This is a genomic window from Glycomyces sp. NPDC048151, from assembly GCF_043202775.1.
GTDB lineage: Bacteria > Actinomycetota > Actinomycetes > Mycobacteriales > Micromonosporaceae > Glycomyces.
Genome location: NZ_JBIDBB010000004.1, coordinates 18,171 through 44,352, shown reverse-complemented (window position 1 = coordinate 44,352; position 26,182 = coordinate 18,171). Strand labels below are relative to the sequence as shown.

Annotated in this window: 27 protein-coding genes and 1 pseudogene; 4 read left to right on the top strand and 24 right to left on the bottom strand. The window is 70.5% G+C overall.

Features of this window, described 5'->3' with window-relative positions; genetic code table 11:
- Window positions 1-260: 260 nt before the first annotated feature.
- Window positions 261-788 (bottom strand): DUF4383 domain-containing protein, encoded by a 528-nt coding sequence (locus ACGGCP_RS09980; RefSeq protein ID WP_392963729.1) that lies wholly within the window; start codon window positions 786-788, stop codon window positions 261-263.
- 191 nt (window positions 789-979) lie between these two features.
- Between ACGGCP_RS09980 and ACGGCP_RS09975 the strand changes: the two genes are divergently transcribed.
- The 3 genes from ACGGCP_RS09975 (at window position 980) to ACGGCP_RS09965 (ending at window position 4,117) form a co-directional block, all read left to right on the top strand.
- A complete protein-coding gene (locus tag ACGGCP_RS09975; protein WP_392963726.1) occupies window positions 980-2,818 on the top strand; it encodes a transketolase in 1,839 nt (612 codons plus the stop codon).
- Window positions 2,819-2,895: 77 nt separating this feature from the next.
- Window positions 2,896-3,312 carry a CBS domain-containing protein gene (locus ACGGCP_RS09970; RefSeq protein WP_392963724.1) on the top strand — a complete coding sequence of 139 codons (417 nt, stop codon included), beginning with the start codon at window positions 2,896-2,898 and terminating at the stop codon, window positions 3,310-3,312.
- Between the two features lie 238 nt (window positions 3,313-3,550).
- On the top strand, window positions 3,551-4,117 hold the full coding sequence (locus tag ACGGCP_RS09965) for a hemerythrin domain-containing protein (protein ID WP_392963721.1): 567 nt from the start codon (window positions 3,551-3,553) through the stop codon (window positions 4,115-4,117).
- Window positions 4,118-4,225: 108 nt separating this feature from the next.
- Here the strand turns inward: ACGGCP_RS09965 and ACGGCP_RS09960 are convergent, their stop codons facing one another.
- The 21 genes and pseudogenes from ACGGCP_RS09960 to ACGGCP_RS09860 all read right to left on the bottom strand — a co-directional run bounded on the left by ACGGCP_RS09960 (window position 4,226) and on the right by ACGGCP_RS09860 (window position 22,492).
- Window positions 4,226-5,020 carry a SigB/SigF/SigG family RNA polymerase sigma factor gene (locus ACGGCP_RS09960; protein ID WP_392963718.1) on the bottom strand — a complete coding sequence of 265 codons (795 nt, stop codon included), beginning with the start codon at window positions 5,018-5,020 and terminating at the stop codon, window positions 4,226-4,228.
- Window positions 5,021-5,290: 270 nt separating this feature from the next.
- A complete protein-coding gene (locus ACGGCP_RS09955; RefSeq protein WP_392963715.1) occupies window positions 5,291-7,018 on the bottom strand; it encodes a methylmalonyl-CoA mutase in 1,728 nt (575 codons plus the stop codon).
- A gap of 215 nt (window positions 7,019-7,233) precedes the next feature.
- On the bottom strand, window positions 7,234-7,635 hold the full coding sequence (locus ACGGCP_RS09950; protein WP_392963712.1) for a Rid family hydrolase: 402 nt from the start codon (window positions 7,633-7,635) through the stop codon (window positions 7,234-7,236).
- Between the two features lie 17 nt (window positions 7,636-7,652).
- Window positions 7,653-8,384, bottom strand: coding sequence for a bifunctional 1-(5-phosphoribosyl)-5-((5-phosphoribosylamino)methylideneamino)imidazole-4-carboxamide isomerase/phosphoribosylanthranilate isomerase PriA (gene priA / locus ACGGCP_RS09945; protein ID WP_392963709.1), 732 nt, complete (start codon window positions 8,382-8,384; stop codon window positions 7,653-7,655).
- Between the two features lie 7 nt (window positions 8,385-8,391).
- Window positions 8,392-9,012: an imidazole glycerol phosphate synthase subunit HisH gene (hisH, locus tag ACGGCP_RS09940; protein ID WP_392963706.1), complete on the bottom strand. Its 621-nt coding sequence runs from the start codon at window positions 9,010-9,012 to the stop codon at window positions 8,392-8,394.
- A 10-nt stretch (window positions 9,013-9,022) separates the two neighbouring features.
- Window positions 9,023-9,181 carry a hypothetical protein gene (locus tag ACGGCP_RS09935; protein WP_392963703.1) on the bottom strand — a complete coding sequence of 53 codons (159 nt, stop codon included), beginning with the start codon at window positions 9,179-9,181 and terminating at the stop codon, window positions 9,023-9,025.
- Entirely contained in the window at window positions 9,178-9,786 is a 609-nt protein-coding gene (hisB, locus tag ACGGCP_RS09930; protein ID WP_392963700.1) for an imidazoleglycerol-phosphate dehydratase HisB, read from the bottom strand. Before hisB ends, ACGGCP_RS09935 begins: the two co-directional genes overlap by 4 nt.
- Window positions 9,783-10,895 carry a histidinol-phosphate transaminase gene (locus ACGGCP_RS09925; protein ID WP_392963697.1) on the bottom strand — a complete coding sequence of 371 codons (1,113 nt, stop codon included), beginning with the start codon at window positions 10,893-10,895 and terminating at the stop codon, window positions 9,783-9,785. The genes hisB and ACGGCP_RS09925 overlap by 4 nt, the downstream gene beginning before the upstream one ends.
- A complete protein-coding gene (hisD, locus tag ACGGCP_RS09920) occupies window positions 10,892-12,199 on the bottom strand; it encodes a histidinol dehydrogenase (protein ID WP_392963694.1) in 1,308 nt (435 codons plus the stop codon). The genes ACGGCP_RS09925 and hisD overlap by 4 nt, the downstream gene beginning before the upstream one ends.
- A gap of 45 nt (window positions 12,200-12,244) precedes the next feature.
- A complete protein-coding gene (locus ACGGCP_RS09915; protein ID WP_392963691.1) occupies window positions 12,245-12,976 on the bottom strand; it encodes a hypothetical protein in 732 nt (243 codons plus the stop codon).
- A 72-nt stretch (window positions 12,977-13,048) separates the two neighbouring features.
- Window positions 13,049-14,146 carry a MinD/ParA family protein gene (locus ACGGCP_RS09910; protein ID WP_392963689.1) on the bottom strand — a complete coding sequence of 366 codons (1,098 nt, stop codon included), beginning with the start codon at window positions 14,144-14,146 and terminating at the stop codon, window positions 13,049-13,051.
- Between the two features lie 247 nt (window positions 14,147-14,393).
- On the bottom strand, window positions 14,394-15,311 hold the full coding sequence (locus ACGGCP_RS09905; RefSeq protein WP_392965052.1) for an RluA family pseudouridine synthase: 918 nt from the start codon (window positions 15,309-15,311) through the stop codon (window positions 14,394-14,396).
- 29 nt (window positions 15,312-15,340) lie between these two features.
- Window positions 15,341-15,970 (bottom strand): signal peptidase II, encoded by a 630-nt coding sequence (gene lspA / locus ACGGCP_RS09900; protein ID WP_392963686.1) that lies wholly within the window; start codon window positions 15,968-15,970, stop codon window positions 15,341-15,343.
- Window positions 15,943-16,446, bottom strand: coding sequence for a TraR/DksA family transcriptional regulator (locus ACGGCP_RS09895; RefSeq protein ID WP_392965050.1), 504 nt, complete (start codon window positions 16,444-16,446; stop codon window positions 15,943-15,945). The genes lspA and ACGGCP_RS09895 overlap by 28 nt, the downstream gene beginning before the upstream one ends.
- 394 nt (window positions 16,447-16,840) lie before the next feature.
- A complete protein-coding gene (locus tag ACGGCP_RS09890; RefSeq protein ID WP_392963683.1) occupies window positions 16,841-17,479 on the bottom strand; it encodes a hypothetical protein in 639 nt (212 codons plus the stop codon).
- 239 nt (window positions 17,480-17,718) lie between these two features.
- A complete protein-coding gene (locus tag ACGGCP_RS09885; protein ID WP_392963680.1) occupies window positions 17,719-18,702 on the bottom strand; it encodes a DivIVA domain-containing protein in 984 nt (327 codons plus the stop codon).
- Window positions 18,703-18,784: 82 nt separating this feature from the next.
- Complete coding sequence (locus ACGGCP_RS09880) at window positions 18,785-19,078, bottom strand: YggT family protein (protein WP_392963677.1); 294 nt, start codon at window positions 19,076-19,078, stop codon at window positions 18,785-18,787.
- A gap of 22 nt (window positions 19,079-19,100) precedes the next feature.
- A complete protein-coding gene (locus ACGGCP_RS09875) occupies window positions 19,101-19,742 on the bottom strand; it encodes a cell division protein SepF (RefSeq protein ID WP_392963674.1) in 642 nt (213 codons plus the stop codon).
- A 139-nt stretch (window positions 19,743-19,881) separates the two neighbouring features.
- Window positions 19,882-20,589: a YggS family pyridoxal phosphate-dependent enzyme gene (locus ACGGCP_RS09870; RefSeq protein WP_392963671.1), complete on the bottom strand. Its 708-nt coding sequence runs from the start codon at window positions 20,587-20,589 to the stop codon at window positions 19,882-19,884.
- 249 nt (window positions 20,590-20,838) lie between these two features.
- Window positions 20,839-21,784: pseudogene (gene ftsZ / locus ACGGCP_RS09865) on the bottom strand (cell division protein FtsZ); the annotation flags it as partial.
- Between the two features lie 75 nt (window positions 21,785-21,859).
- Complete coding sequence (locus ACGGCP_RS09860; RefSeq protein WP_392963668.1) at window positions 21,860-22,492, bottom strand: cell division protein FtsQ/DivIB; 633 nt, start codon at window positions 22,490-22,492, stop codon at window positions 21,860-21,862.
- Between the two features lie 199 nt (window positions 22,493-22,691).
- Between ACGGCP_RS09860 and ACGGCP_RS09855 the strand changes: the two genes are divergently transcribed.
- Window positions 22,692-23,609, top strand: a complete 918-nt coding sequence (locus ACGGCP_RS09855) for a siderophore-interacting protein (RefSeq protein ID WP_392963665.1) — start codon at window positions 22,692-22,694, stop codon at window positions 23,607-23,609.
- Window positions 23,610-23,660: 51 nt separating this feature from the next.
- Here ACGGCP_RS09855 and murC read toward each other — a convergent pair whose 3' ends face one another.
- Both murC and ACGGCP_RS09845 read right to left on the bottom strand, forming a co-directional pair.
- Complete coding sequence (gene murC, locus ACGGCP_RS09850) at window positions 23,661-25,073, bottom strand: UDP-N-acetylmuramate--L-alanine ligase (RefSeq protein ID WP_392963662.1); 1,413 nt, start codon at window positions 25,071-25,073, stop codon at window positions 23,661-23,663.
- Complete coding sequence (locus ACGGCP_RS09845) at window positions 25,070-26,182, bottom strand: glycosyltransferase (RefSeq protein ID WP_392965047.1); 1,113 nt, start codon at window positions 26,180-26,182, stop codon at window positions 25,070-25,072. Before ACGGCP_RS09845 ends, murC begins: the two co-directional genes overlap by 4 nt.

The following is a 26,182-nucleotide window of genomic DNA, read 5'->3' as shown; positions in this document are numbered from 1 at the left end:
GGTGTCCGGTTTCGGCCAGGTGTGTCGCTGTTGGGTTCCCCGCCCGGGTGGCCCGAAAACCTGGGGTGCGCCTGGTCGGGGCGGTGCGCATACTTCGGCGGCGGGGAGGGTAGCCATTGTCGGCCAGTGAGGCTGGCGGGGAGATCCGCCGGGGCGGTTCGTAGAGGGCGCCGCGCCGGGCCCGGGTCCCCTTGAAGTGAACGGCACGGTCGGGCGGCGCTGCGGGAATCCATCCCGCGGCGCCGTCCGTCGGCGTGCGGTCAGCGGGCCGCGCCGCGGTTGGTCTCGCCGAAGTCGCCTTCGCCGCGCGCCTCGCTCTTCCTGGGGAGCTTGGAGTGCAGGAACAGGCCGAGGACGATCATGCCGATGCCGAGGCCCAGGTGCAGCCAGTCGTCGGCGGTGTTGGCGGGCAGGAAGTTGCCCGCGTGGTGGTCGCCGACGGGGAAGCCGTACATGCCGAGCAGCAGGTACACGACGCCGCCGCCGATGAGGTACCAGCGGGCGGTCTTGACGGTCCAGGCCATGAAGAGGCCGAGGACGCCGAAGACGAGGTGGACGAGGTTGTGCAGCACGGAGACTTGGAAGATGCCGAGGAGCTCGGCCCCCGAGTCGGACCCTGAGAAGGTCATGCTGGAGAAGTCCGTGGTGACGCCCGGCAGGAACCCGAGCACGCCGACGACCACGAACACGAGGCCCACGCCCGCCGCGCCGTCCTGGACGGCGGTGGTGCGGCGGCGCTCGGCCTCCCACCAGTGGTGGCCGGTGGTGGACATCGAGTGCGAGTTCATCGTTGCTCCCCCTTCGCTCGTTCGAGCGCGCCGCCCGCCCGCCTATGGGCATCCTCAGGCGGTGCGGCGCGCCGCGGAGTCCATGCGGACCCGCGGGTTCGGGGTACCCGGGAGGGCCGCGGCGACACCCGGTTTCGGCCTTGTGGACGCGGGTAGTCCTGGCTTCCAGGGAGCTGACACCAGGAGGAGCCGTGAGCGTCGTCGAGGCCCGGAGCAGTGATATCGCCGAGCTGGGGCAGCAGTTGCGAGTGGACGCGGTGCGCGCGTCGGCCCGGGCGGGTTCGGGCCATCCAACGTCGTCGATGTCGGCGGCGGATCTGATGGCGGGGCTGCTGGCGGGGCATCTGCACTACGACTTCGAGCATCCGCACCTGCCGGGGAACGACCGGCTGGTGTTCTCGAAGGGGCACGCGTCGCCGCTGCTGTACGCGATGCTGCACGCGGCGGGCGTGATCGACGAGGAGCACCTGCTGACGTACCGGAAGCTCGGTTCGGATCTGGAGGGGCATCCGACGCCGCGTCTGCCGTGGGTGGACGTGGCGACGGGGTCGCTCGGGCAGGGGCTGCCGATCGGGGTCGGGATGGCGCTCGGTGCGCGGCTGTCGGGTTCGCCCGCGCGCGTGTGGGTGCTGTGCGGCGACGGGGAGATCGCGGAGGGCTCCATGTGGGAGGCGTTCGCGGCGGCCGCCGATTTCGGGTTGGGGAACCTGTGCGCGATCGTGGACGTGAACCGGCTGGGCCAGACGGGTCCGACCCGTTACGGCTGGGACACGGGGGCGTACGCGGCGCAGATCGGCGGGTTCGGCTGGCACACGGTGGAGGTCGACGGGCACGATCCGGAGGCGATCGACCGGGCGTACGCGGAGGCCGAGGGCAGCGACCGGCCGACGGCGATCCTCGCGAAGACCCGCAAGGGCAAGGGGGTCGCGGCGGCCGAGGACAAGGAGGGGCTGCACGGGAAGCCGCTCGACGAGTCGGAGAAGGCGGTGGTGGAGCTCGGGGGCGTGCGGGAGGCGCGTGTGCGCGTGAATCCGCCGCGGTCTGCGGAGCCGAGGCGGTCGGCGCCGTCGCGGCCGCTGGAGCGGCCGTCGTTCTCGGTGGGGACCATGGCGGCGACCCGTGACGGTTTCGGTGCGGCGCTGGAGGCGCTGGGGGACGCGAACCCTGACGTGGTGGTGGTCGACGGCGAGGTGGCCGATTCGACGCGTACGGCGGCGTTCAAGAAGGCGTTCCCGAACCGCTTCTTCGAGTGCTACATCGCCGAGCAGCAGATGATCGGCGCGGCGGTGGGCCTGCAGTCGCAGGGCTGGATCCCGTACGCGTCGACGTTCGCGGCGTTCCTGACGCGCGCGCACGACTTCCTGCGGATGGCCGCGATCGGCGGCGCGGACCTGCGCGTGGTGGGTTCGCACGCGGGGGTGTCGATCGGTGCGGACGGGCCGAGCCAGATGGGTTTGGAGGACCTGGCGATGTTCCGGGCGCTGTGGCGCAGCGTCGTGCTGTACCCGTGCGACGCGAACCAGTGCGCGCACCTGACGGCGACGATGGCGGACCTGCCGGGCATCAGCTATCTGCGGACCACGCGCGCGGAGACGCCGGTGATCTACCGGGGCGACGAGTTGTTCCCGGTGGGCGGCAGCCGGACCCTGGTGGGTTCGGCGCATGACAGGGCGGTGATCGTCGCGGCGGGGGTCACCGTGTCGGAGAGTCTCGGCGCGGCGGAGCGGCTCGCGGACGAGGGCATCCCGGTGCGCGTCATCGACGCGTACTCGGTCAAGCCGCTCGATGCGGCGGCGATCCGCCAGGCCGCCGCGGACACGGGCCGCGTGCTCACGGTGGAGGACCACTGGCCGGTCGGGGGGCTCGGGGACGCCGTCCTCGACGCCGTGGCCGGGCAGATCCCCGACGTGCGCTTCCACAAGCTGGCGGTGCGCGGCATGCCCGGTTCGGCCGGGCCCGCCGAGCAGCTGGCGGCGGCCGGGATCGACGCGGCCGCGATCGTTCGGGCTACGCAGCGGCTCGTGGCCTGAGAACTCGGAAAACGCCGCATCTGACAGCGACGCGAACGATACTCGTGTCAACGGCTCAACGAATGGAGACGAGCAGCATGGCAACCGCACGCGACCTCATGCACACCGGGTGCACCTGCGTCAAAAGCAACGACACGGCCGCCAACGCGGCCCGGATGATGGCCGAGATGGACGTCGGCTCGATGCCCATCTGCGGCGCGGACGACGACAAGCTCCACGGCATGGTCACCGACAGGGACCTGGTCCTGCATGTCATGGCGAAGGGCCACGACGCGGAGACCTACACGGTCGACCAGCTGCCGCAGGGCCACCTGATCCTCGCCGACGCGAACGAGGACGTCGACATCACGATGGCCAAGATGAAGGAGCACCACATCTCGAGGCTGCCGGTGATCGACAACCACCGCCTCGTCGGGATCATCACGCTCGCGGACATCGCCAACCGCATGCCGGAGACGGCCGCCGGCGACGTCCTGAGTTCGATCAAGGCCTGACCCCGGTCCGACCGGGAGCCCCAGGGACGCAAGACCACAGGGGGTGGAAGCGCCGCCGCGGCACACAGCCGCGGCGGCGCTCCGCGTCCGGGGCCGGGCGAGGTGGCATGTCACGTACCACCGCTGGCCCGAGCAAGTGGCATGTCACGTATTACCGGCCTCGGCGGGGCTTTCGTCCGGGTTTCGCCGGGCAGGGCGCGGGTACGCCCTCAGTCCGACCGATCACACAGGAGGACCGATGCCGAACATCGAGGGCGACACCGACCTGATCGATGTCATCATCAAGGACCACCGCCAGTTCGAGGCCACCTTCACCGAGCTGGAGAGCCACACCGGGCACGCTTACGGCCGCAAGGAACTCGTCGACCACGTCATCGCCGAGCTCGTCAGACACGAGGTGGCCGAGGAGCAGTTCGTGTACCCCGTCGCGCGCGAGCGGCTGCGCAAGGGCGACGAGATCGCCGACCACGAGATCGAGGAGCACGCCGAGGCCGAAGAGGTGCTCAAGCAGCTCGAAGGGCTCGGGCCGGAGAGCCCGCAGTTCGAGGCGCTCGTCAAGAAGATGATCGACGACGTGCGGCACCACATGGAGGAAGAGGAGCGCGACCTCCTCCCGCGCCTGCGCGAGGTCTGCGACGAGGAGGAGCTGCAGGACCTCGGCCACAAGGTGCTGGCCGCCAAGGAGTTCGCGCCCACCCGGCCCCACCCGCACGCGCCCGACAAGCCCCCGGCCAACCTCATCCTCGGGCCCGGGATCGGCTTCATCGACAAGATCCGGGACACGCTGAGCCACCGCGACGTCTGAGCCGCGTGCCGCCGCGACACGCGCGCGGGGACCGCAGGACGAGACCGGAGCGGCGGGCCTTTCGGCCCGCCGCTCCGGCGTGGTGCTCCACTCGCTGGACCGCCGCCCCTAGGAGGACGACCGGTCCAAGCCGTCGCGCAGATCCTCCAGGGTCCGGTGGAGGAGCCGGGAGACGTGCATCTGCGAGATGCCCACCTCCTCGGCGATCTGCGTCTGCGTCATGTCGCCGTAGTACCGCAGCGCCAGGATCTTCCGCTCCCGCTTCGGGAGCTCCTGGATCAGCGGCACCAGCGACTCGTGGTTCTCGACGAGCTCGAGCGCGACGTCCTCCTCGCCCACCGATTCGGCGAGCGTCGTGCGCTCCCCGTCGGCGAACGGCGGCTCGTCGAGCGAGACCGCCCGGTAGGCCTGCCGCGCCTCGTAGCCCTCCTGCACCTCGGCGACGGTGATGTCCAGGTGCTCGGCCATCTCCTCGTCCGTGGGCGGGCGCCCCAGGCGCTGCGACAGCTCGCCGCCCGCCTGGTTCAACGCGATCCGCAGTTCCTGCAGGCGGCGCGGGACGCGCATCGGCCAGCTCGTGTCGCGGAAGTGCCGCCGGACCTCGCCCATCACCGTGGGGACCGCGTATGAGAGGAAATCCGCCCCCTGGTCGGGGTCGAAGCGGTCGACCGCGTGGATGAGGCCGACGGAGGCGACCTGCACGAGGTCGTCCTTCGCGATGCCCTTCCCCGCGAACCGCTGCGCGATGTGCTCCGCCAGGGGTAGATGCCCGGTGACCAGCCGCTCCCTGACTTCCGCTCTGCGGGGGTCGGCCTCGTCGAGGGAGGCCAGCTCCCGGAACAGCGGCGCCAGGTGGCCGTACTCGTCCGAACCCTTGCGCTTGCCATTTCGTTTGTCTGCCATGCGATCGCCCTCCAGTCCGGCTGGACATCGGTTGGAAGCATGTCGCCCGTTCGGGGCCTTGACGCTTCTCATTGTAAGTCTGATTGCGGGCCAAAGGCAATGATTAGCAGTGAATTCTGGATGACAACGGTTATAAGGGATTACAAGGGACACTGACCCCAGATATCAGGGTTACAGGCGCTTCGGGTACCCCGGGGACGGGATGCCGAAACCGAGAATCGTGCCTGACGTCACCGGAATCAGAAAATCCTTGGCCCGCAATGGGAACCGTCAGAGGCCCGTCGTCTCGCGGTACTCGCCCCACTCCTCGCGCAGCGCCCCGCAGATCTCCCCCAGGGTCGCCTCGGCGCGGGCGGCGGCCAGGATCGGCTCGATGAGGTTCGCCGTTCCCTTTGCGGCCGTGACGATGTCGACCAGCGCGCGGTCGACCGCGGCGTTGTCCCTGTCGGCGCGGCGGCGGCCGAGCACGGCGTTCTGCTCGATCTCGACGTCGCCGGAGATCCGGAGGATCTCCAGGTCGGGGGTGACGGTGTCGTGGAGCTCGGTGACGCCGACGATGTGCTTCGTGCCGTCCTCGAGCTGCTGCTGGTAGGTGAAGGCGGCCTCGGCGATCTCGGCGTTGAACCAGCCGTCCTCGATGCCTTGGAGGATGCCGGAGGTGACGGGGCCGATCGCATGGCGCCCAGCGGCTTCGACGGCGACCGCGGCCGGGTCCTCGCCAGCTTCGCCGCCCAGGGCGAGGATCTGGAGGAAGATCTTCTCGGCCTCGGCCTCGATCTTGTCGGTGAGGGCCTCGACGTACCAGGAGCCGCCGAGCGGGTCGGCGACGTTGAGGACGCCGGTCTCGTCGCGCAGCACCGACTGGGTGCGCAGGGCGATCTCGGCGGACTGGTCGGTGGGGAGGGCGAGGGTCTCGTCGAGTGCGTTGGTGTGCAGGGAGTTCGTGCCGCCCATGATCGCGGCGAGGGCTTCGACGGCGGTGCGCACGACGTTGTTGTAGGGCTGCTGGGCGGTGAGGGAGACGCCCGCGGTCTGGGTGTGGAAGCGGAGCCACTGGGCGCGGTCGGTCTTGGCGCCGTAGACGTCGCGGAGCCAGCGGGCCCAGATGCGGCGGGCGGCGCGGAACTTGGCGATCTCCTCGAAGAAGTCGATGTGCGCGTCGAAGAAGAACGAGAGACCGGGGGCGAAGCGGTCGACGTCGAGGCCGCGCGAGAGGCCCAGTTCCACATAGGAGAATCCGTCGGCGAGGGTGAACGCGAGTTCCTGCGCTGCGGTCGATCCGGCCTCGCGGATGTGGTAGCCGGAGACCGAGAGCGGCTTGTAGCGCGGGATGTTCTGGGAGCAGTACTCCATGAGGTCGCCGATGAGGCGCAGGTGCGGTTCGGGCGGGAACAGCCATTCCTTCTGGGCGATGTACTCCTTGTGGATGTCCGTCTGGAGCGTGCCGTCCAGTGTGGAGATGTCGACGCCCTGGCGTTCGGCGGCGGCGAGGTACATGCAGAAGATGGGGATCGCGGGACCGGAGATGGTCATGGAGGTGGTGACGCCGCTGAGGTCGATCCCGGCGAAGAGGCGGTCCATGTCGGCGGTGGAGTCGATGGCGACGCCGCAGTGGCCGACCTCGCCGAGGGAGGCGGGCTCGTCGGAGTCGCGGCCCATGAGGGTGGGCATGTCGAACGCGACGGAGAGGCCGCCGCCGCCCGCTTTGAGGAGCATCTTGTAGCGGGCGTTGGTCTGCTCGGCGTTGCCGAAGCCCGCGAACTGGCGGATGGTCCAGGGGCGGCCGCGGTAGCCGGTGGGATAGAGCCCGCGGGTGAAGGGGAACTCGCCGGGCCAGCCGATGCGTTCCATGCGGGGGTCGGCGACGCCTTCGGGCGGGCCGTAGACCGGCTCGGTCTCCAGCCCCGAGAGGGTGGTGAAGTCGGCTTCGCGCTTGGCGGCCGACGCGTAGCGCTTGGCCCAGCGCTCCCGGCCTTCGGCGATCGACTCAGCGTCCACGGTGACACCTCACTTTTGGCGAGTACGGGCGAGTCAGGGTGCGACTCGGTTCCCATACTACTGAACGATCGTTCAGGCGCACAGCATCGGAGAACCGCTACGTGATGTCACGTCTTCAGGCGTGTCTTCGCAAATCGGGCACCCGGGGACCCCCCGAATTCCATCATCCCGGAGGGGTACGACACCGTCGGCGCGCCGAGCGCGCCCCGCGGCGCTCAGTCGATGTCCCGCCAGGCCCGGAAGGCCTCGAGTTCGACGGCCACGATCTGGCCGGGGTGGAACAGGCCCGTCACGATCACCACGGTGGCCGTGGGCTTGACGACGCCGAAGAACTCGCCGTGGACCCGGCCCACCGGGTCGGCGTGGGCCGGGTCGGTCACGTAGAGGCGGGAGCGCACGACGTCGGAGACGCCCGCGCCGGCGTGGACCATCGCGTCCAGGGCGGTCCGGAAGGCCTCGCGGGCCTGCCCGGCGGCGTCGCCGCGCAGGTGCGGGCGGGCCTCGACGTCGGCGGTGCAGGCGCTCGTGACCACCAACGGCCCCACCGCGACCGCGCGCGAGTAGCCGTAGAGCTGCGCCCACGGCCCGGTCTCAGGTACCCGTTCGACCAATGCCATGCGCGCCTCCTCGGTGGTTACAGTCCCTTCAACAGGTTCAACGCCTCAGCGACCGTGAAGTTACGCTCGTACAGCGCCGTTCCCACGATGGCGCCCTCGACGCCGATGCCGGTGAGGCCCGCCAGGGCGCGCAGGTCGTCGAGCGAGGAGACGCCGCCGGAGGCGATCACCGGCTTGTCGGTGGCCTCGCAGACCGAGCGCAGCAGGTCCAGGTTCGGGCCCGAGAGCATCCCGTCGCTGTTCACGTCGGTGACGACGTACCGCTCGCACCCGGCGCGCTCGAGGCGCTCCAGGGTCTCGAAGAGCTCGCCGCCCTCGCGGGTCCAGCCGCGCGCGGCCAGGCGGCCGCCCTTGACGTCGAGGCCGATGGCGACGCGGTCGCCGTACTCGCCGCAGATGCGGTCGCACCACTCCGGGTTCTCGAGGGCGGCGGTGCCGATGTTGACGCGGCGGGCCCCGGAGTCCAAGGCGCGCTTGAGGGTCTCGTCGTCGCGGATGCCGCCCGAGATCTCCACCTTCATGTCCACTTTGGAGACGACCTCGGCGAGCAGCGCGTGGTTCGTGCCGCGCCCGAAGGCCGCGTCGAGGTCGACCAGGTGCAGCCACTCCGAGCCCTGGCGCTGCCATTCGAGGGCGGCCTCGATCGGGTCGCCGTAGGCCTTGCCGGAACCGGCGACGCCCTGGACGAGCTGGACGGCCTTGCCGCCGGTCACGTCGACGGCGGGAAGAAGCTGAAGTTCGGTCATCATTTGCCTTTCAGAAAGCAAGGTCCTTGATCCAGTTGGACAGCAGCGCGTACCCGGCGTCGCCGGACTTCTCGGGGTGGAACTGGGTCGCGGCCAGGCTGCCGCGCTCGACGGCGGCCACGAACGGCTCGCCGTGCACCGCGATCGCCGCCAGCGCCCCCGGCGGCACGGTCTTCGCCGCGTAGGAGTGCACGAAGTAGAAGCGCTCCTCCGGGCCGATCCCGGCGAACAGGCGCATGCCCTCGGCCGCTTCCACGGTGTTCCAGCCCATGTGCGGGATGCGGGGCGCGTCGAGGAGTTCGACGCGGCCTTCGAGGACGCCGACGCCGCGGGTCTCGACGCCGTGCTCGACGCCTTCCTCGAACATCACCTGCTCGCCGACGCACACGCCGAGGACCGGAGCCCCGGCGGCGACGCGTTCGCGGATGACGGTGTCGACGCCGTGCTTGAGGATGCCCTCCATGCAGGCGGCGTAGGCGCCCACGCCGGGCACGAAGAGCCCGGCGGCGCGGCGGGCCTTGTCGAGGTCGCTGGTGAGCTCGACGTCGGCCCCGGCGCGCTCCAGGGCGCGGAACGCGGACCTGAGATTGCCTGAGCCGTAGTCGAACAGGGCCACACTGGGTTTCGCCATGAGTACTCCCCTAGCCGTAGATCAGGTACAGGCCGCCGCCGAACGCGGCCAGCGCGAGCACCCCGACGACGATCGCGGCGGCGAACTTCGCGTTCTTGCGCAGGCTCCACGCCCCGCCGAGGAGGATCCCGGCGAGCGCCATGAGCAGGAGCGGCCCCGCGTAGCTCACAGGACGCCCTTGGTGGAGGGGATGTCGGTGCCGTCGATGCGGGTGGCGTACTTCAGGGCCCGCGCGAGGGCCTTGAACTGGGCCTCGATGACGTGGTGCGCGTCGGGCTTCTGGCCGGGGTTGGAGGCGCGGAGCACGGTGACGTGCAGGCAGATCCGGGCGTGGTAGGCGAAGGACTCGAGGATGTGGCGGGTCATCGAGGTGGGGTAGTCGGTGTTGATCATCGGGGCGATGTCGAGCGGCTCCTCGTGGACCATGTACGGGCGGCCCGAGAGGTCGACGACGGCGCGCGCGAGCACCTCGTCGAGCGGGACGGAGGCGTCGGCGAAGCGGACCACGCCGGCCTTGTCGCCGAGGGCCTCGGCGAAGGCCTGGCCGAGGGCGATCGCGGTGTCCTCCATGGTGTGGTGGGAGTCGATGTGGAGGTCGCCCTTGACGGCGATCTTGAGGTCGAAGCCGCCGTGCTTGCCGAGCTGGTGGAGCATGTGGTCGTAGAAGCCGACGCCGGTCGAGATGTCGACGGTCTTCTCGGTGCCGTCGAGGTCGACGTAGACGTCGACGCTGGTCTCGCCGGTGGTGCGGACGATGTGCGCGGTGCGGCTCACGGTTGTTGCTCCTGCAGGTCGAACATTTCGGGTCGCTGCTCGATCGCCGTTTCGAAGGCGTCGAGCAGCGCGGTGGTCTCGTCCTCGGTCCCGGCGGTGATCCGGAGGCGGCCGGGGAGGCCGACGTCGCGGATGAGCACGCCTTGGTCGAGGATCAGCTTCCAGACGGCCGCGGCGTCGCGGAGGCCGCCGACGAGCACGAAGTTCGCGTCGGAGTCGGCGACGGGGAGTCCCTTGGCGCGCAGGTTCTTCACGATGCGGTCGCGCTGGTGCTTGAGTTCGTCCACTTCGGCCTGGAGCTGGGCGGCGCACGCGAGCGCGCCGCGCGCGGCGGCCTGGGTGATGCTCGACAGGTGGTACGGCAGGCGCACCAGCAGCAGCTTCTCGACGAGTTCGGGGTCGGCGGCGAGGTAGCCGACGCGGGCCCCGGCGAACGCGAACGCCTTGCTGAGGGTCCGGGTGACGACGAGTCGCTTGCGTCCTTCCAAGCGGCCCAGCGCGGTCGAGCGCGGGTCGCGGGCGAACTCGGCGTAGGCCTCGTCGATGACGACGATGCCGCGGGCCGCTTCGTAGGCGGCGTCGATGACGTCGGGTTCGAGCGCGGTCCCGGTCGGGTTGTTCGGCGAGACGAGGAAGACCAGGTCCGGGTCGTGCTTCGCGATCGCGTCGCGCACGTACTGCGGGCTGATCGTGTAGTCGGCTTCGCGTCCGGCGTCGGTGAAGGCGGTGCCGGTGCCGCGGGCGAGCAGCGGGTGCATCGAGTACGAGGGCATGAAGCCGAGCACGGTGCGGCCCGGTCCGCCGAAGGCCTGGAGCAGCTGCTGCAGGATCTCGTTGGAGCCGTTGGCGGCCCACACGTGGTCGGCGGTGAGGCCGTGGCCCAGGTAGGCCGCGAGGTCGGTGCGGAGCGCGAAGGCGTCGCGGTCGGGGTAGCGGTTGAGGCCGCGCAGTTCGCGCCCGATGAACTCGGCCACCACGGCGGCCACGTCCTCGGGGATGGCGAACGCGTTCTCGTTGGTGTTCAACTGCACCGGGACTTCGAGCTGCGGCGCGCCGTACGGCGACTGCCCGCGCAGGTCCTCGCGGAGCAGGTTCTCGATCTCGCTCAACGCTCGAACCTCACTGACACCGCTTCACCGTGCGAGGGCAGGTCCTCGGAGTTCGCGAAGTTCACGACGTCGTCGGCGACGGCTTCGAGCGCTTCGCGCGTGTAGTCGATGATGTGGACCCCGCGCAGGAACGTGTGCACGTTGAGCCCGGCCGAGTGGCGGGCGCACCCGCCCGTGGGCAGCACGTGGTTCGACCCGGCGCAGTAGTCGCCGAGGGACACCGGCGAGTACGCGCCGACGAAGATCGCCCCGGCGTTGCGGATGCGCAGCGCCACCTCGCGGGCGTCCGCGGTCTGGATCTCCAGGTGCTCGGCGGCGTAGGCGTCGGCGACGGCCACGGCCTCGTCGACGTCGGCGACGAGGATCGTCCCCGACTGCTCCCCCTTGAGCGCGGTCATGATGCGCCCGGAGTGGCGGGTCTCGGGGACGCGGCGCTCGAGCTCGGCGTCGACGGCGTCCGCAAGATCGGCCGAGTCGGTGATGAGCACCGAGGCGGCGGCCGGGTCGTGCTCGGCCTGGCTGATGAGGTCGACGGCGACGTGCGCCGGGTCGGCGGTCGCGTCCGCGATCACGGCGATCTCGGTGGTCCCGGCCTCGGCGTCGATGCCGACGAGGCCGCGCACGGCGCGCTTCGCGGCGGTGACGTAGATGTTCCCCGGGCCCGTGATCATGTCCACGGGCGCGCACTCATCGGTGCCGTACGCGAACATGCCGATCGCGGCCGGGCCGCCCACGGCGTACACCTCCTCGATGCCGAGCATCCCGGCGACGGCGAGGATGCCCTGGTCGGGCAGGCCGTTGTTGTTCTTCTGGGCGGGGGACGCGAGCGCGATCGAGCCGACCCCGGCGATCTGGGCCGGGACGGCGTTCATGATCACGGAGGAGGCGAGCACGGCGAGGCCGCCGGGCGCGTACAGGCCGACGCGGCCCACGGGCAGGTACCGCTCGGTGACGGTGCCGCCCGGCGCAACCTCGGTGACGACCTCGGGGAGGCGCTGGGCCTCGTGCGCGGCGCGCACCCGGTCGATCGAGGTCTGGTAGGCGCGGCGCAGCTCCGGGTCGAGCTCCTCGACGGCGGTCTTGATCGCGGCGTCGGGGACCCGCAGCTGCTCGAGACGCACATGGTCGAAGCGCTCGACGATCTCCACGACCGCGGCGGTCCCGCGATGCCTGATGTCGTCGATCAGCGGCTGGACCGAGCGCAGGGCTTCGTTGACGTCGAAGGCGGCGCGCGGCATCAGCTCGCGCAGGGCGCGGGCCGAGTAACCGGGTACTTCTCCTGAAAGGTCGATGCGTCTGAGCACGGTCCAAGCGTAGTTGCCCGGCTTTCCAGGTCAAAAGGCATACCGCTATTCGGGAGCGTCCGTTCGAAGGCTGGGCCGACGTGACCAGCCCGCGCAGACGGTGTAAGTGAAGGTAGCGGCGAGGGCCATGACCGCCAGGGCCCCGAGCTGGAGCGCGTCCAGGGCCGTTGTGAAGTTGCCGACCTTCAGCGCCGCCCACGCCGCGGCGGGGTCCAGCTCGGTGAACAGCACCGACGGCGGCCGCCACATGTGGGCCCCGGCGGGGGCGTTCTCGACCGAGTCCCAGAAGTGCTGCCACTCCTTCGCGCCGATCTTCCACGCCACGACCTGGCAGCCGACCGAGCCGATGACCAGGCCGAGGAGCTGGATCGGGCCGCGGCTGCCGCGCATCGCCGTCCACGCCAGGACCGCCGCGAAGATCCCGAGGCCCAGCCCGATCGCGGCGAACACCAGGTCGCCCTCGACATAGCCGCTCGGGTAGGACTCGACGGAGGCCCAGCCGCCGTCGAGGACCACGAACTCCACGCGCGGGGACACGATCTGCCACAGCATCGCGGCCGGGAGGCCGAGCACGGTGAGGACGACCGCGAGGAACCCGGCCGAGGCGAGGTCGCGGCCGACGGTCCGCTGCGAACGGGCGGGCTTGCCGTAGACGTGCGCCGCCCCGGGGGCGCCGACCAGGGTCTCCTCGGCCCGGTTCGGGGCGACGAGCGCGCCCTCGCCGCTCGCACTGGCGTCCGGACGGAGGTTCACGGTGCGTTCGGCGTCGTCAGTCACGCCTGGAATCCTGCCACAGCACCGCCCGCACCCGTCAGGGATGTGCGGGGCGGACGCTGCGGAACGCCTCGGTCACAAACCGTCGACAATGGTCGCGGCCGCCTCGAACCAGGCCGCGCGCGTCTCGGGCCGCAGCGCCGAGAACTCGATCTTCGCGCCCGGCTCGAGCGACGGGTCGTACGGGACCACCGCGCACGCGCGCGTGCGCTGCGAGAAGTGCCGCTGCAGGTCGTTCAGCAGCGGGCCCGGGTTCGGGGTCGGCATCGACAGGAGCGTGACCGCGTTCTTCACGAGGTGCCCGTAGCCGCCCTCCTCGAGGTGGTCGAGCATCCAGTCCGCCGAGAACGCGGCGTCCTCGCGCGGCACCGTCGTGACCACGAGCCGGTCGACCGAGGAGACCACAGTGCGCCAGTTCGGGGACTCGACGTTGTTGCCCGTGTCGATGCAGACGATCCCGTGCGTGCGCGTGAGGATGTCGAGCACCCGCAGCACCGTGGTCGGGTCGAGGCGGCGCTGGAGCTTCGGGTCCTCGTCGCCCGCGAGCACGTCGAACGAGCCGTCCGAGGAGTGCCGCAGGAACTCGTCCAGGTGTTCGGGCAGGTGCACCCCGGCGGCCTCGACCTGGTCGAGGTGCTCCACGAGGTGGCGGATCGTGCGGCCGTGCCGCGCCGACCCGGCCCGCAGGCCCAGGGTGCCGCGCAGTTCGTTGTCGTCCCAGGCGATCACGCCGCCGTTGCGGGCCGTGCCCATCGCGGCCGCGGAGAGGACGGTCGCGGTCGTCTTGTGCACGCCGCCTTTGGGGTTGATGAACGCGATGACGCGGCTGCGGCCCAGGTCGCGGCGCAGGCGCTGCAGCGCGACCGGGCTCGGCTCGACGGCCTGCTGGCGGCGCGGCTGCGGCGGGAGGCCCTGCTGGGGCGGGCGGGCCAGCTGCGCGGCGCTCGGCGGCGTCTGCGTGGCGACGGGAGGAGGACGGCGGCCCGCGGTGGGCACCGAGTAGTGCGGCTGCCCCGGCGGGGGCCCCACCGGCGGCGACGGCGGATAGGACTCGCGCGGCGGGGGCGTCGGGGTCTGCTGCGCGCCACCGGCGCGACCGCGACCGCGACCCAGGAGCTTCTGCCAACGGGAGCCGTCTGACCGGTCGTTGTTCCAAGCTTCGGGCGTGTTCACCCACAACCTCCTCTCGGGCGGACCAAGCCGCGGACTCGCAGCTGCTCGCAAGCCGACTGGAGCGTCGCCGCCCCGACCGGAAACCATTACCACCCGCGACTATTAGATCACGACGATCCCTCAAGGCCCGTTGCGAATCGCGGGCCGCCGGGCCCGGGGGTGAGGCGTGCGTTACGCCCGGAGCGACGGTGCCGCGGGCGGAGACGTTCCTGAGCACAGTGTCTCAGAAGCCCAGTCTAATGGCTCCCTAGGAGTCGTCCCGCAACCGCGCCAGTGCCAATTCCAGGTCGTCCGGGTATTCACTCGTGAAGGTGACCGTGCGTCCCGTCGTCGGGTGCGCGAACTCCAGGCGGTACGCGTGCAGCCACTGCCGGGTCAGGCCCAGCCGCTCCGCCATCGTCGGGTCCGCGCCGTACGTCGCGTCGCCCACGAGCGGATGCCCCAGCGCCGAGAAGTGCACCCGGATCTGGTGCGTCCGACCGGTCTCCAACCCGATGTCCATGAGGGACGCCCCGGGGAAGACCTCGATCGTGTCGTAGTGCGTGACGCTCGGCTTGCCGTCCGCGACGACCGCCCAGCGGTAGTCGTGCCTCGGGTGCCGCCCGATCGGCGCGTCGATCGTCCCCGACAGCGGGTCCGGATGCCCTTGGGCCACAGCGCGGTACCGCTTCGAGACCCGGCGCTCCTTGAAGGCGCGCTTGAGCTCGGAGTACGCGGCCTCGCTCTTGGCGACCACCATCAGGCCGGACGTGCCCACGTCGAGGCGGTGCACGATCCCCTGCCGCTCGTCGGGACCGTGGCTGGAGATCCGGTACCCGGCGGCCGCGAGACCGCCGGTGACCGTGGGGCCGGTCCAGCCCGGGCTCGGGTGCGCCGCGACCCCGACCGGCTTCATGACCACCACGATGTCGTCGTCGTCGAACACGATGTCGAGACCCTCGACCGGCTCGACCGAGCGGACCAGCAGGTCCTCCGGCGGCGGCGGGAGCACGACCTCGAGCCACGCCCCGGCGCTCACCCGCTCGGACTTCGTCTGGCACGGAGCGCCGTCAACGGTCACGTCCCCGGCCGTCACGAGCTCGGCCGCGACGGTCCTGGACAGGCCGAGGAGGCGCGAGACGACCTGGTCGATCCGCTCGCCCTCGAAGCCCTCGGGAACCGGCATGGAACGGGTCTGGCGCGCAGCGACACCGCTCAAGCCGCCGCCTCCTTCTGCTGCTCGGTCTTGCGGGACTCGGGAGAGAACCCGCGCCCGGTCAGCTCGAGCAGCACGATGAGCACCACGCCGCAGCACAGCGCCGAGTCGGCGATGTTGAAGATCGGGAACGCCTGCGCGTCCGGCTTGAACACGCTGATGAAGTCCACGACGTGCCCGTTCGGGAAGCCCGGGTCCCGGAAGTACCGGTCGAGGAGGTTGCCCGCCGCGCCGCCCATGACCAGCCCGATCGCGATCGCCCACACCGGGTACACGATCCGCGTCGACAGCACGATGAGGAACACCACCACCGCCGAGGCGATGGTCGTGAAGATCCACGTGTAGTCGGTGCCGAGGCTGAACGCCGCCCCCGAGTTCCAGGTCAGGTCCAGGTAGACGAGACCGCCCAGGATCCGCACCGGATCGGCCGGGTCCAGGTTGGCCTCGGCCAGGTTCTTCGTCCACTGGTCCAGGCCGATCGCGAACGCCGCGATCAGCAGCGCCGCGACCATCAGCCCGGGACGGCGCCGGGGCTTCTCAGGGGTGGGGGTCTTCTCGTCGGGCCCCGAGCCGTTCCCGGCCTCGGGCTGCGTGTCCTCGCTCAGCGTCGCTCCTCCAGCTGTTTGCAACCGACGTCGAGGGTAGCCGACGGGAACGCGGCCAGCCGCGCCGCCGGGATCGGTTTACCGCACTTCTCACAGAAGCCGTAGGAGCCCTCGTCGAGCCGCTCGAGCGCGTGGCTGACCTGCCGGATCCGCTCCGACAGCGAATCGGCCACGGCCACCTCGTGCTCGTGCTCGACGGTCTTCGAACCGGAGTCGACCTGGTCGTCCCCGGCGGTGTCGCTCAACCGCTCGCGCTGGGCGACCGCGATCGAGTCGCTGTAGCGCCGCTGCTCCTCCACCAGCTCGTCCAGCCGCTCCTTGAGGGCCGCACGCAGCTCGGCCTGCTCGCTCTCGGTCCGCAGCTGCTGCGCCTCGGCCTCCTCGGCGGTCTCCACCGCCGCCGCTGCCGGAGCGGGCGGTGCGGCCTTCTTCGCGGCGGCCTTCTTGGCGGCCGGCTTCGCCGCGCTCGCCGCCGGCGGTTTCGCGGCGGCCTTCTTCACCGCCGTCTTCTTCACGGCGGCCTTCTTCACCGTCTTCTTCGCGGCCTGCTTCTGGGTCTTCTTCGCTGGAGTCATGACGCGCCTCTGGAGGGGTATGTCGGCTCGGGTTCCGGTCGCGTCAGAGCACGGCGGCGCCGCGGCTGCGGCCCGCATCGGGTGTTCGGCATAGCGGCTCCCGAAATCGCGTACTCGTGACGGCCTCGTCGAAACGAGGACACTGCGCGCCAGGCCCCGCCGAGGCGGGGTCCTGCCGCGCAGTTGAGCACACAGGATACGCAAGTCCTGCAAGTAGGTCAATTACTTCGAGAACTTGTGTCCGGACTGCGCGTCACCACGCGCGGGAGTCGGAAGCCGTGTGTGAAGAGGCAATCCTTTGCCGGGAGGAGGCCGCCTGTCAGCGGCCCGCCGTGGGGACCAGCAGCAGTCGCGAGACCGGCTCGCACATCGCGCACGGCGTGAAACCGAGCTCGAGCGCCTCCGAGACGGCCAGCGGCTCGTGGTCGCGCCCCGTCAGGTGCGCGCACGCCGAGTGGTGGAATCGGGGGCGGCCGTCGACGACCGCGACCTCCGTGTCCAGGCGCATGAGGGCCGCCGACTCGACGCTCGTCATCCGCTGCTCGGTCGGCTCGTCGGCCGTGGACTCCGGGGCGCGGTGGCGGTTCGGGGGCTGGCGCGGCGGGACGTCCTCGAACCGCAGTTCGGGGTCCCGGTCCACCGCGTAGTCCGTGGGCTCGAAGACCTTGCCTTCGAGGAGCGGCATCTCCGTGGTCGGGGTGTCGTCCGCCCCGATCCGGCGGAACTGCTGGGTGTCGTCGTCGTCGCGGCGCCTGCGCGGCGACCGGTCGAGGTCGGCGCGGCGCGAGGCGACGCGGGGTCGCCGGGCGGCGCGGCCGCGGATCCCGACGTACAGGGCTATGCCTGCGGCCAGGCTCGCCGCGATGGACGAGACCAGCAACTGGTTGTTCCCGGTGATCATGCCAATAACCAGCAAGACCGCCGCGGTGACGAGGATCAGCAGGCTGCTGACGATCACGTCGATTCCTCCCCTGCGCAAGGTAGCGGGGCCCTCGCGCGGTCCAACGCGGCCCCCGGCGGGGACCGCGGCATCGTTGAAGCATGGTGCGGCGGTGAGGGCGGCGGTGCAACCGCGCCCTCACCCGCTCAACCATGACTAACGAGGCGATCCCCGTTCAGGTTATGGCCCGGCGCGACGAATCTGCGCGCCTGGTGAGCCGTACCGGAGGAGGGTGTCCCGGGGAGGAGCGGGAAGGGTTACCCGCGCCCGCCCTGCATCACGAACGCGGACCTGGCACCGGTGCGCTCGCTCGGGGGCGTCTGCTGCGGGGCCTCCTCGAAGCCCTCGTCCTCGGTGCGGCCCTGCTGGCCGTTGAGGTCGCGCAGCTGGCTCTCGAGGTACAGCTTCAGACGAGTGCGGTACTCGCGCTCGAACGTCTTCAGCTCCTCGATGTTCTTCAGCAGCGACGAACGGGAGTCCTCCAGCTGGCCGATGACCTTCTGGCGTTCCTGCTCGGCTTCCATCTCCATGCGCTCGGCCTTGTCGCGGGCCTGTCCCACCAGGTCCTCGGCGGCGGCGCGGGACTCGGAGACCATGGTCTCGGACTCGCGCTGGGCGTCGGTCAGGAGGGCCTTCGACTCGCGCTGGGCCTCGGCCATCATCGCCTTCGACTCGCGCTGCGCCTGCGAGACCATCGTCTGCGCCTCGCGCTGCGCCTCGGAGACCATCGACTGGGCCTCGCGCTGCGCCTCGCCGAGCACGGTGTCGGCCTCCCGGCGGGAGTCCTCCAGGTGCTCGTCGGCGGTGCGCTGGGCGACCATCAGCAGGCGCAGGGCCTCCTGCTCGCCGCCGCCCGCGGGGGCCGAGGCCTCCTGCTGCGGGCCGCGCTGGGCCAGTTCCTGCTGGAGCTGCTGCGCCTGCTGCTGCGCGGCCACCATCTCCTGGTGCATACCGTGCAGCTCGGCGTCGAGCTCCTGGAGCTGCTGCTCCATGGCGTGCTTCTCCCGCTGCACTCGGTCGAGCGCGGCGGCCATCTCGGCGTGGTCGGCTGCCCCGGGGGGAGCACCGGCGCGGAGACTCTCGAGCTGTGCGCGAAGTTCGCCGTTCTCATCGCTGAGGCGTGCGAGCTCCCGCTCGACCTCATCGAGGAAACCGTCGACCTCGTCCTCGTCGTATCCGCGCTTCCCGAGCATGGGTTTCTTGAACGTGACGTTGTGAACGTCGGCTGGGGTCAGCGGCATTCGAAACTCCTTCTCAGCTGTTCGCCTGGCGCACAAGGCCACTCGACACGATAACCGTGTCTCGCACCCCCGCCAAGCGCTGCTAGGAGATGTTTCGCCCGACGACGAAGTCCATCAGGATCCACGTGATCAACAGCAGCGCGAGGAACGCCAGATCAATCGATACAGTACCAAGCCTGAGAGGCGGAATCACCTTCCTCAACCCCTTCAGGGGAGGGTCCGTCACGCTGTAGACCGTCTCCAGCAGGGCCGCGGACTTCGGTCCGGGCTCCCAGCGGCGGGAGAACTGCACCACGACGCTGCACACCAGACGGGCCAGGAGGAAGAGGTAGAACGCGAAGAGCGCCAGATAGATCAGCTGCAGTGCCAGGTTCACGGTTCGCAGTGTATCCCTCGGATCAGGTCTGGTTGAAGAACCCGCCCTCGGCGATCTTGGCCTTGTCCTCCGCCGTCACCTGAACATGAGGAGGCGAGAGCAAGAACACGCGGTTCGTCACCCGCTCGAACGAGCCCCGGGTGCCGAAGATGAGCCCCGCCGCGAAGTCGACCAGGCGCTTGGCGTCGGCCTCCTCCATCTCGGAGAGGTTCATGATGACGGGGGTGCCGTCGCGGTACCGCTCGCCGATCGTCCGCGCCTCGTTGTACGTGGTCGGGTGCAGCGTCGTGATCCGGTAGTTCGCGTGCGCGTCGTCCTCGGCGGGGACCGGCCGCACCGTGGCGGGCTCGGCCAGCGCGAGGTTGTCGCGCGTCAGGGTCTCCCGGGGGCTGAACTCCCGGGCGCCGGTGTCGCGGCCGGTCTCGCGGGAGAGCGGGGTCACCGAGCCGGAGCCGCGGTTGAGCTGGCGGACGGGGCGCTCGTCGGACGCGGCCCGGCCGACCCGGCCGGTGGTGCGCTGCGCGCCCCGCACGCGCTGGGGGGCCGCCGCCTGCTGCTGCTCCTCGGCGAACTCGTCGGTCTCTTCGTAGCCGCTGTTGTAGCCGCGATCGTCCTCGTCCTCGATGAGGCCGAGCCAGATGCCTGCCTTCCGCATCGCGCCCATCGATCGTGCTCCCTCCTCGGGCCGCCCCTGTTGAGTCAGGTACGCGGTCTCATCCTAGCGCCGACTCCTTACACGGATGTGTTTTTGCCCGACTAGTCAATCGTCGTCGTACGGCATCGTGCCACTGCTGCCCCACACCTTACGCCATCGGTTCACGTTCGCCGAGCACGTTTCTGCCCAGTCTGACCATTGTGGCCCCTGCTCGGATCGCCTCCCGGTAGTCGCCGCTCATGCCGGCGGAGACCTCGGTCGCGGCGGGGTCCACGCGCTGGATTGTCTTGGAGCACTCGGCAAGCAGGGCAAAGGCTTCGGCGGGGTCCCAGCCGAGGGGGGCCACGGCCATGACGCCTTTGAGGGTGAGCGCGGGGGCGGCGCTGACGGCCTCGGCGAGGGCTTCGAGTCCGGGGACGGGCGCGCCGCCGCGGGAGGTGTCGCCGTCGAGGCTCACCTGAATGAGTGCGTTCAGGTTGCGGCCGTGGGCGGCGGCGGCATTGGAGAGGGCGTTCGCGAGGGGGGCGCGGTCGACGGAGTGGACCCAGCGGGCGTACGCGGCGACGGACTTGGCCTTGTTGCGTTGGAGCTGGCCTACGAAGTGCCACACCGGTTCCAGGCCCGCGGCGGCGAGTTCGGCGGCTTTGGGAGCGGCCTCCTGGTCGCGGTTCTCGCCGAGGTCGGTCTGGCCGAGACCGACGAGGAGGGCGGCGTCCGCGGCGGGGAAGGTCTTGGTGACGGCGATGAGGCGGACCGAGCCGGGGGTGCGGCCCGCGTCGGCGCAGGCGGCCGCGATGGTCTCGCGCGTCCGGTCGAGGTTGTCCCGCAACCGGTCTCGGCGTGACTGGGTGGTCAAGAGCGAAGGTCCTAGCAGTCGGGTTTCATTGCTCCGGCGCGCGACGGCCGCCGAGACGCTTCGTCCCGACGGTCCGTCGCCGCTAGAAGCCGTCTTTGAGGAAGGCGGGGACGTCGACGTCGTCGAACAGGACCTTGCCGTTGCTCGACTCGCGCTCGGGCTCGGGCTTGGTCTCGCGCACCGGCTCGGGCTTCTGCTCGGGCAGGGCGGAGATGCGGCTCGGTTGGGCCAGTTCGAATTCGGCCTCGTCCTCGACGTCGAACCCCGCGGCGATGACGGTCACGCGGGCCTCTTCGCCGAGGGCGTCGTCGATGACCGCGCCGAAGATGATGTTGGCGTCGGTGTGGGCGCAGTCGGAGACGAGCTCGGCGGCGTCGTTGATCTCGAACAGGCCGAGGTCGGATCCGCCCGCGATGGAGAGGAGGACGCCGCGGGCGCCTTCCATGCTCTGCTCCAGCAGCGGCGACTCGATCGCGGCGCGGGCGGCCTCGACGGCGCGGTTCTCGCCGCGGGCCGAGCCGATGCCCATGAGCGCGGATCCGGCTCCGCTCATGACGCTCTTGACGTCGGCGAAGTCGAGGTTGATGAGGCCGGGCGTGGTGATGAGGTCGGTGATGCCCTGGACACCGGAGAGCAGCACCTGGTCGGCGAGGCGGAACGCGTCCATCATGGAGATGGAGCGGTCGCCGAGGTGGAGCAGCCGGTCGTTGGGGATGACGATGAGCGTGTCGCACTCGTTGCGCAGATCGTCTATCCCCGAGACGGCCTGGGTCTGGCGGCGCTTGCCTTCGAAGGCGAAGGGCCGGGTGACGACGCCGATGGTGAGCGCGCCGAGCTTGCGGGCGATGTTGGCGATGACGGGCGCGCCGCCGGTGCCGGTGCCGCCGCCCTCGCCGCAGGTCACGAACACCATGTCCGCTCCCTTGAGGACTTCCTCGATCTCGTCGCGGTGGTCCTCGCAGGCCTTCGCCCCGACTTCGGGGTTGGCGCCCGCGCCGAGGCCGCGGGTCAGTTCGCGGCCGACGTCGAGCTTGACGTCGGCGTCACTCATCAAGAGCGCCTGCGCATCGGTGTTGATGGCGATGAACTCGACGCCCTTGAGGCCCGCCTCGATCATCCGGTTGACAGCATTGACGCCGCCGCCTCCGACTCCAACGACTTTGATGACGGCGAGGTAGTTGTGCGGTGGTGTCATCGCTGCTGCCTTCCTTCCCCTTCGGCCCTGGGTACGGCAAACGGATGTGCGCGCACACCCGCTCCCCCCTTAACGCTAACTCACAGTGGGGGCATCTGGTGCGCTGACATCGACATGTTCGTACCCCCCGGCCAACAATCGATCGGCGACCTCGGCTTTCTGCTCGCTTTCCGAACCGTCGCCCCACCGGAGCGTCCGTCCATCTTCGAGATACAGGGTGATGCCCGCAGGCGACGGCGCTGCCACGTGTTCGACCTCGTCGGCGAGGTGGCGCGGGAGTGCCTGCAGCACTGCGAGGGTCTCGACGGTGGCGAGGTCGTCCGGTCCCGGGTCGTCGAGCTCGACCCTCCAAATTGTTCCGGGAGCAGTGTCGGTCTCGTCGAATACCACACCTTCGGAATCCACCATGAGAAAAGTCTCGTCACCCACCGGAACGGCCATATATGGCTCGCGTTCGGTGACGGCGACGCTCACGGCGTCCGGCCAGGCGCGGGTGACCTCGACGGATTTGACGGGGGCGAGAGCAGCGACGGCGTCGGCGATGCCGTCGAGGTCGGCGCCGAGCACCGAGTCGCCGACGGCGTCGCGGCCGAGCGCGGCGACCTCCTCGGGGGTGAGCACGGCGGTGCCGGTGACCTCGATCCGCTTCACTTCGAACAGCGGTGTGGTCCAGACGATCACGAAGGCGAGCAGCAGGACGGCGAGCACGCTGACGGAGATCCATCTCAAGCGCCGGTTGGGGAGCTTGCGGCGCACCACGTGGACGAGCCGCCAGGGGCCGGCTTCGGATGTGTGCTCAGGGCCGCGCATGGGTCGATGATTCCACGTCCCGGCCGTTCGGCGGTGGCGGCTCGCCCGGCCCTTCGGATAAGGTTAGGCAAACCTTAGCCGAGAAGAGGAGTGCCGCGTGGCGACGCAGACCGAGGAACAGACCGAGCCCACCGTCCGGCCGTTCGAGCTGTTCCCTGTGAGAGTGCAGGCGCTGCAACGGCTCAGCCCCTCGTTCATCCGCGTCACGTTCGCGGGCGAGACGCTCGCGCACTTCGCCGACAACGGCTACGACCAGCGGTTCAAACTCATCTTCCCGGCCGCCGCGTGCGGCTTCGAGAAGATGCCCACGAGCGAGCGCTGGTACTCCGAGCTGCGCGCCCTCCCCGAAGAGGAGCAGTGCGGCGTCCGCACCTACACCGTGCGCGCGGTGCGCCACGCCCTCGGCGAGGTCGACGTCGACATGGTCGTCCACGAGGCGCACAGCGAGGACGAGTGCGGCCCGGCCCTGCGGTGGCTGCGCGACGCGGCAGTCGGCGACGAGATCCTGCTGCTCGGCCCCGACGCGCGCTGGGACGGCCCGCACGGCGGCGTCGACTTCCACGCCCCCGAGGGCGCCGAGATCCTCATCGCCGGGGACGAGACCGCGGCCCCCGCGATCGCCGCGATCCTCGAAGACCTCCCGATCACCGCGCGCGGCAAGGCGTTCATCGAAGTCCCCGAGGAGGCCGACGTGCTCGACCTCGACGCCCCCGAGGACGTCGAGGTCGTGTGGCTCCCCCGCGGCGGCGCGGTCTGGGGCGACCGGCTCGTCCCGGCCGTCACCGAAGCGGCCCGCGCGATGGACTTCGCCAAGAGCGGTCAGTTCGACGAGAACGACGACGAGATGATCTGGGAGGCCCCGCAGGAGGTCGCGCAGAGCGACGCCTACGTGTGGATCGCCGCCGAGACCGGCGTCGTCAAGACCCTCCGCTTCACCGTCCGCAAGGAGCTCGGCCTCCCCAAGGAGTGCGGCGCGTTCATGGGCTACTGGCGCAACGGCGCCGCCTGGGACTAGGGCACGCTGGTCGGGGCCGCACCCTTTCGGGTGCGGCCCTTTCGTTTTGCGCTAGCGCAGGAGGTCGTCCGGCATGAGCTGGACGGGCGGGGCGCCCATGGTGACGACGACGTCGCCTTCGCCCGCGAGGGCCTTCACGGCGGCCGGCACGTCGTCCCATTCGGGCACGAAGACCTTGTCCCCCTCGGGAAGGGCGACGGCGTCCAGGAGCGCCTGGCCGCCTTCGCCTTCGGGGATGTCCTCGCCGGGGCCGAAGATCTCCATCACGACGGCCTTGTCCGCCAAGGAGAGCGCCTCGGCGATGTCGTCGCGCATGGCGATGGTGCGGTAGACGCGGTAGGGCTGGAAGACCACGACGAGCTTGCCGGGCGCGGCGACCTCTTTGAGGGTCTTGATGGCCTCGGTCATCGCGGTCGGGTGGTACGCGTACTCGTCGAAGACCGCGTAGCCGTCCTTCTCGCCGCGCTTCTCGAAGCGGCGCTTGACGCCGCCGAACGCGGCTATCCCCGCGGCGACCTGCTCCGGTTCGAGGCCCACGTAGAGTCCGACGGCGATCGCGGCCGCCGAGTTGAGCGCGATGTGCCTGCCGGGCATGGGCAGGTGGAAGCGGCCGAGCACCTGGTTCTGGTACAGGACCGTGTAGTCGACGCCGTCCTTGCCGGACTCGACCTCGCCGAGCTGGATGTCGGCGCCGTCGCTGTAGCCGTACGTGGCGACCGTGCGGCCCTCGCCGCGGAACTTCTTCGCGAGCGCGAGCGTGCCGGGGTTGTCGGCGCACAGGACGAGCAGGCCGTCCTTGTCGGTGTTGCGGCAGAAGCGCTCGAAGGCCTCGGTGAGCGAGTCCATGTCGCCGTAGGTGTTCAGGTGGTCGACGTCGATGTTGGTGACGATGCCGATCTCGGGGCGGAAGCGCAGGAACGAGCGGTCGGACTCGTCGGCTTCGGCGACGAAGTACTCGCCGTTCCCGTGGGCGCCGGTGTGGGCGCCGATGTTCTCGCCGCCGTTCACATAGGACGGGTCGAGCCCGGCGTGCGCGAGCATCTGCGTGATGATCGCGGTCGTCGTGGTCTTGCCGTGGGTGCCGGTGACGACGATCGAGCGGCGGCCGGTCATGGCGGCGGCCAGGGCCTCGGAGCGGTGGTAGACGCGGATGCCGCGCTTGCGGGCCTCGGCGACCTCGAGGTGCTCGTCGTTGTGCGCGGTCGAGCGGACGACGGTGTCGATCCCGTCGAGGTTGGAGGTCAGGTGCTCGCGGTAGATCGTGACTCCGAGGCGTTCGAGCTCGGGCAGGCTCGGCCAGTCCTTCCACTCCGAGCCGGAGACCGGCAGGCCGCGCGTCGCGTAGAGGCGGGTGAGGCCGTTCATGCCGACGCCGCCGACGCCGATGAACAGGACCCGGCCCAGGTCCTCGGCGGTGACGCCCTCGTCGATGGGGCTCGTCAGGTCGTTGGGGTCGTCGCTCATGCCTGCTCCAGGACTTTCAATGTGTAGTTGCGCAGCGCCTCGTCGCCGGTGCGGCTGCCGAACGCGGCCGAGGCCCGGGACATCGCGGCGACCCGGTGCGGGTCGGTGATGACCGGGATGAGGTTCGCCTCGATCCAGGAGGGGTTGAGGTTCTCGTCGTCGCAGAACATCGCGCCGCCCGCGTCCACGACGGGGCCCGCGTTGCGGTACTGCTCCTTGTTGCCCCAGGGCATGGGGACGAAGACGGTGGGGACGCCGAGCGCGGAGACCTCCGCGACGGTCATCGAGCCGCCGCGGGCGAGCACCATGTCGGCGGCGGCGTAGCCGAGGTCCATGCGGTCGAGGTACGGGAGCGTCCGGTACGGGACGGGCAGGCCCTCGGGGATGTGGATCGGCTCCTCGCGGCGCGCGCCGGTGATGTGGAGGACCTGGACGCCGCGGTGCGTGAGCGCTTGGGCCGCACCGGAGACGGCGTTGTTGATGGAGGCCGCGCCCTGCGAGCCGCCGTACACGAACAGGACGGGGCGGCGCGGGTCGAGCCCGAAGTACTGGCAGGCCTGGGCGCGCATCGCGGTGCGGTCGAGGTGGGCGATCTCGGGCCGCAGCGGGACGCCGGTGATCGTGCCGTCGGCGAGGATCGGCGAGGCCTGCGGCAGGTGCGGGAAGCCGAGCGCGAGGTTGTCGCTGAACTTGAGCGCCATCTTGTTGGCGACCCCGGGCGGGTCGTTGAACTCGAAGATGACCATGGGGGTCTTGCGGCGCCACGCGGCGAGGTAGGCGGGGACGGCGACGTAGCCGCCGAAGCCGACCACGACGTCGGCCTGGACCTCGTCCATGATGTCGCGGGTGGCCTTCATGGCCTTGAGCATCCTCGGCGCGGTGAGCAGCAGGTCGAGGTTGATCTTGCGCGGCAGCTGGTGGGCCGGGACGTTGCGCAGGTCGTAGCCCGCTTTGGGGATGAGGTCGTTCTCCAGGCCCTTCTCGGTGCCGAGGCAGGTGACGCGGATGTGCGGGTCGTGCCGGCGCAGGCAGTCGGCGTAGGCCAGGAGCGGGTAGATGTGGCCGCCGGTGCCGCCGCCGGCGAGGACGACCGATCGAAGCTGAGGCAA

Coding starts and splice junctions, on each gene's coding strand:
- murC (WP_392963662.1), bottom strand. CDS start 25,073: ATGAGCGACGACCCCAACGACCTGACGAGCCCCATCGACGAGGGCGTC.
- hisH (WP_392963706.1), bottom strand. CDS start 9,012: ATGGCGAAACCCAGTGTGGCCCTGTTCGACTACGGCTCAGGCAATCTC.
- ACGGCP_RS09950 (WP_392963712.1), bottom strand. CDS start 7,635: ATGGCATTGGTCGAACGGGTACCTGAGACCGGGCCGTGGGCGCAGCTC.
- ACGGCP_RS09980 (WP_392963729.1), bottom strand. CDS start 788: ATGAACTCGCACTCGATGTCCACCACCGGCCACCACTGGTGGGAGGCC.
- ACGGCP_RS09960 (WP_392963718.1), bottom strand. CDS start 5,020: ATGGCAGACAAACGAAATGGCAAGCGCAAGGGTTCGGACGAGTACGGC.
- priA (WP_392963709.1), bottom strand. CDS start 8,384: ATGATGACCGAACTTCAGCTTCTTCCCGCCGTCGACGTGACCGGCGGC.
- ACGGCP_RS09875 (WP_392963674.1), bottom strand. CDS start 19,742: ATGGGCGCGATGCGGAAGGCAGGCATCTGGCTCGGCCTCATCGAGGAC.
- ACGGCP_RS09885 (WP_392963680.1), bottom strand. CDS start 18,702: ATGCCGCTGACCCCAGCCGACGTTCACAACGTCACGTTCAAGAAACCC.
- ACGGCP_RS09965 (WP_392963721.1), top strand. CDS start 3,551: ATGCCGAACATCGAGGGCGACACCGACCTGATCGATGTCATCATCAAG.
- ACGGCP_RS09970 (WP_392963724.1), top strand. CDS start 2,896: ATGGCAACCGCACGCGACCTCATGCACACCGGGTGCACCTGCGTCAAA.
- ACGGCP_RS09905 (WP_392965052.1), bottom strand. CDS start 15,311: ATGCCGGTTCCCGAGGGCTTCGAGGGCGAGCGGATCGACCAGGTCGTC.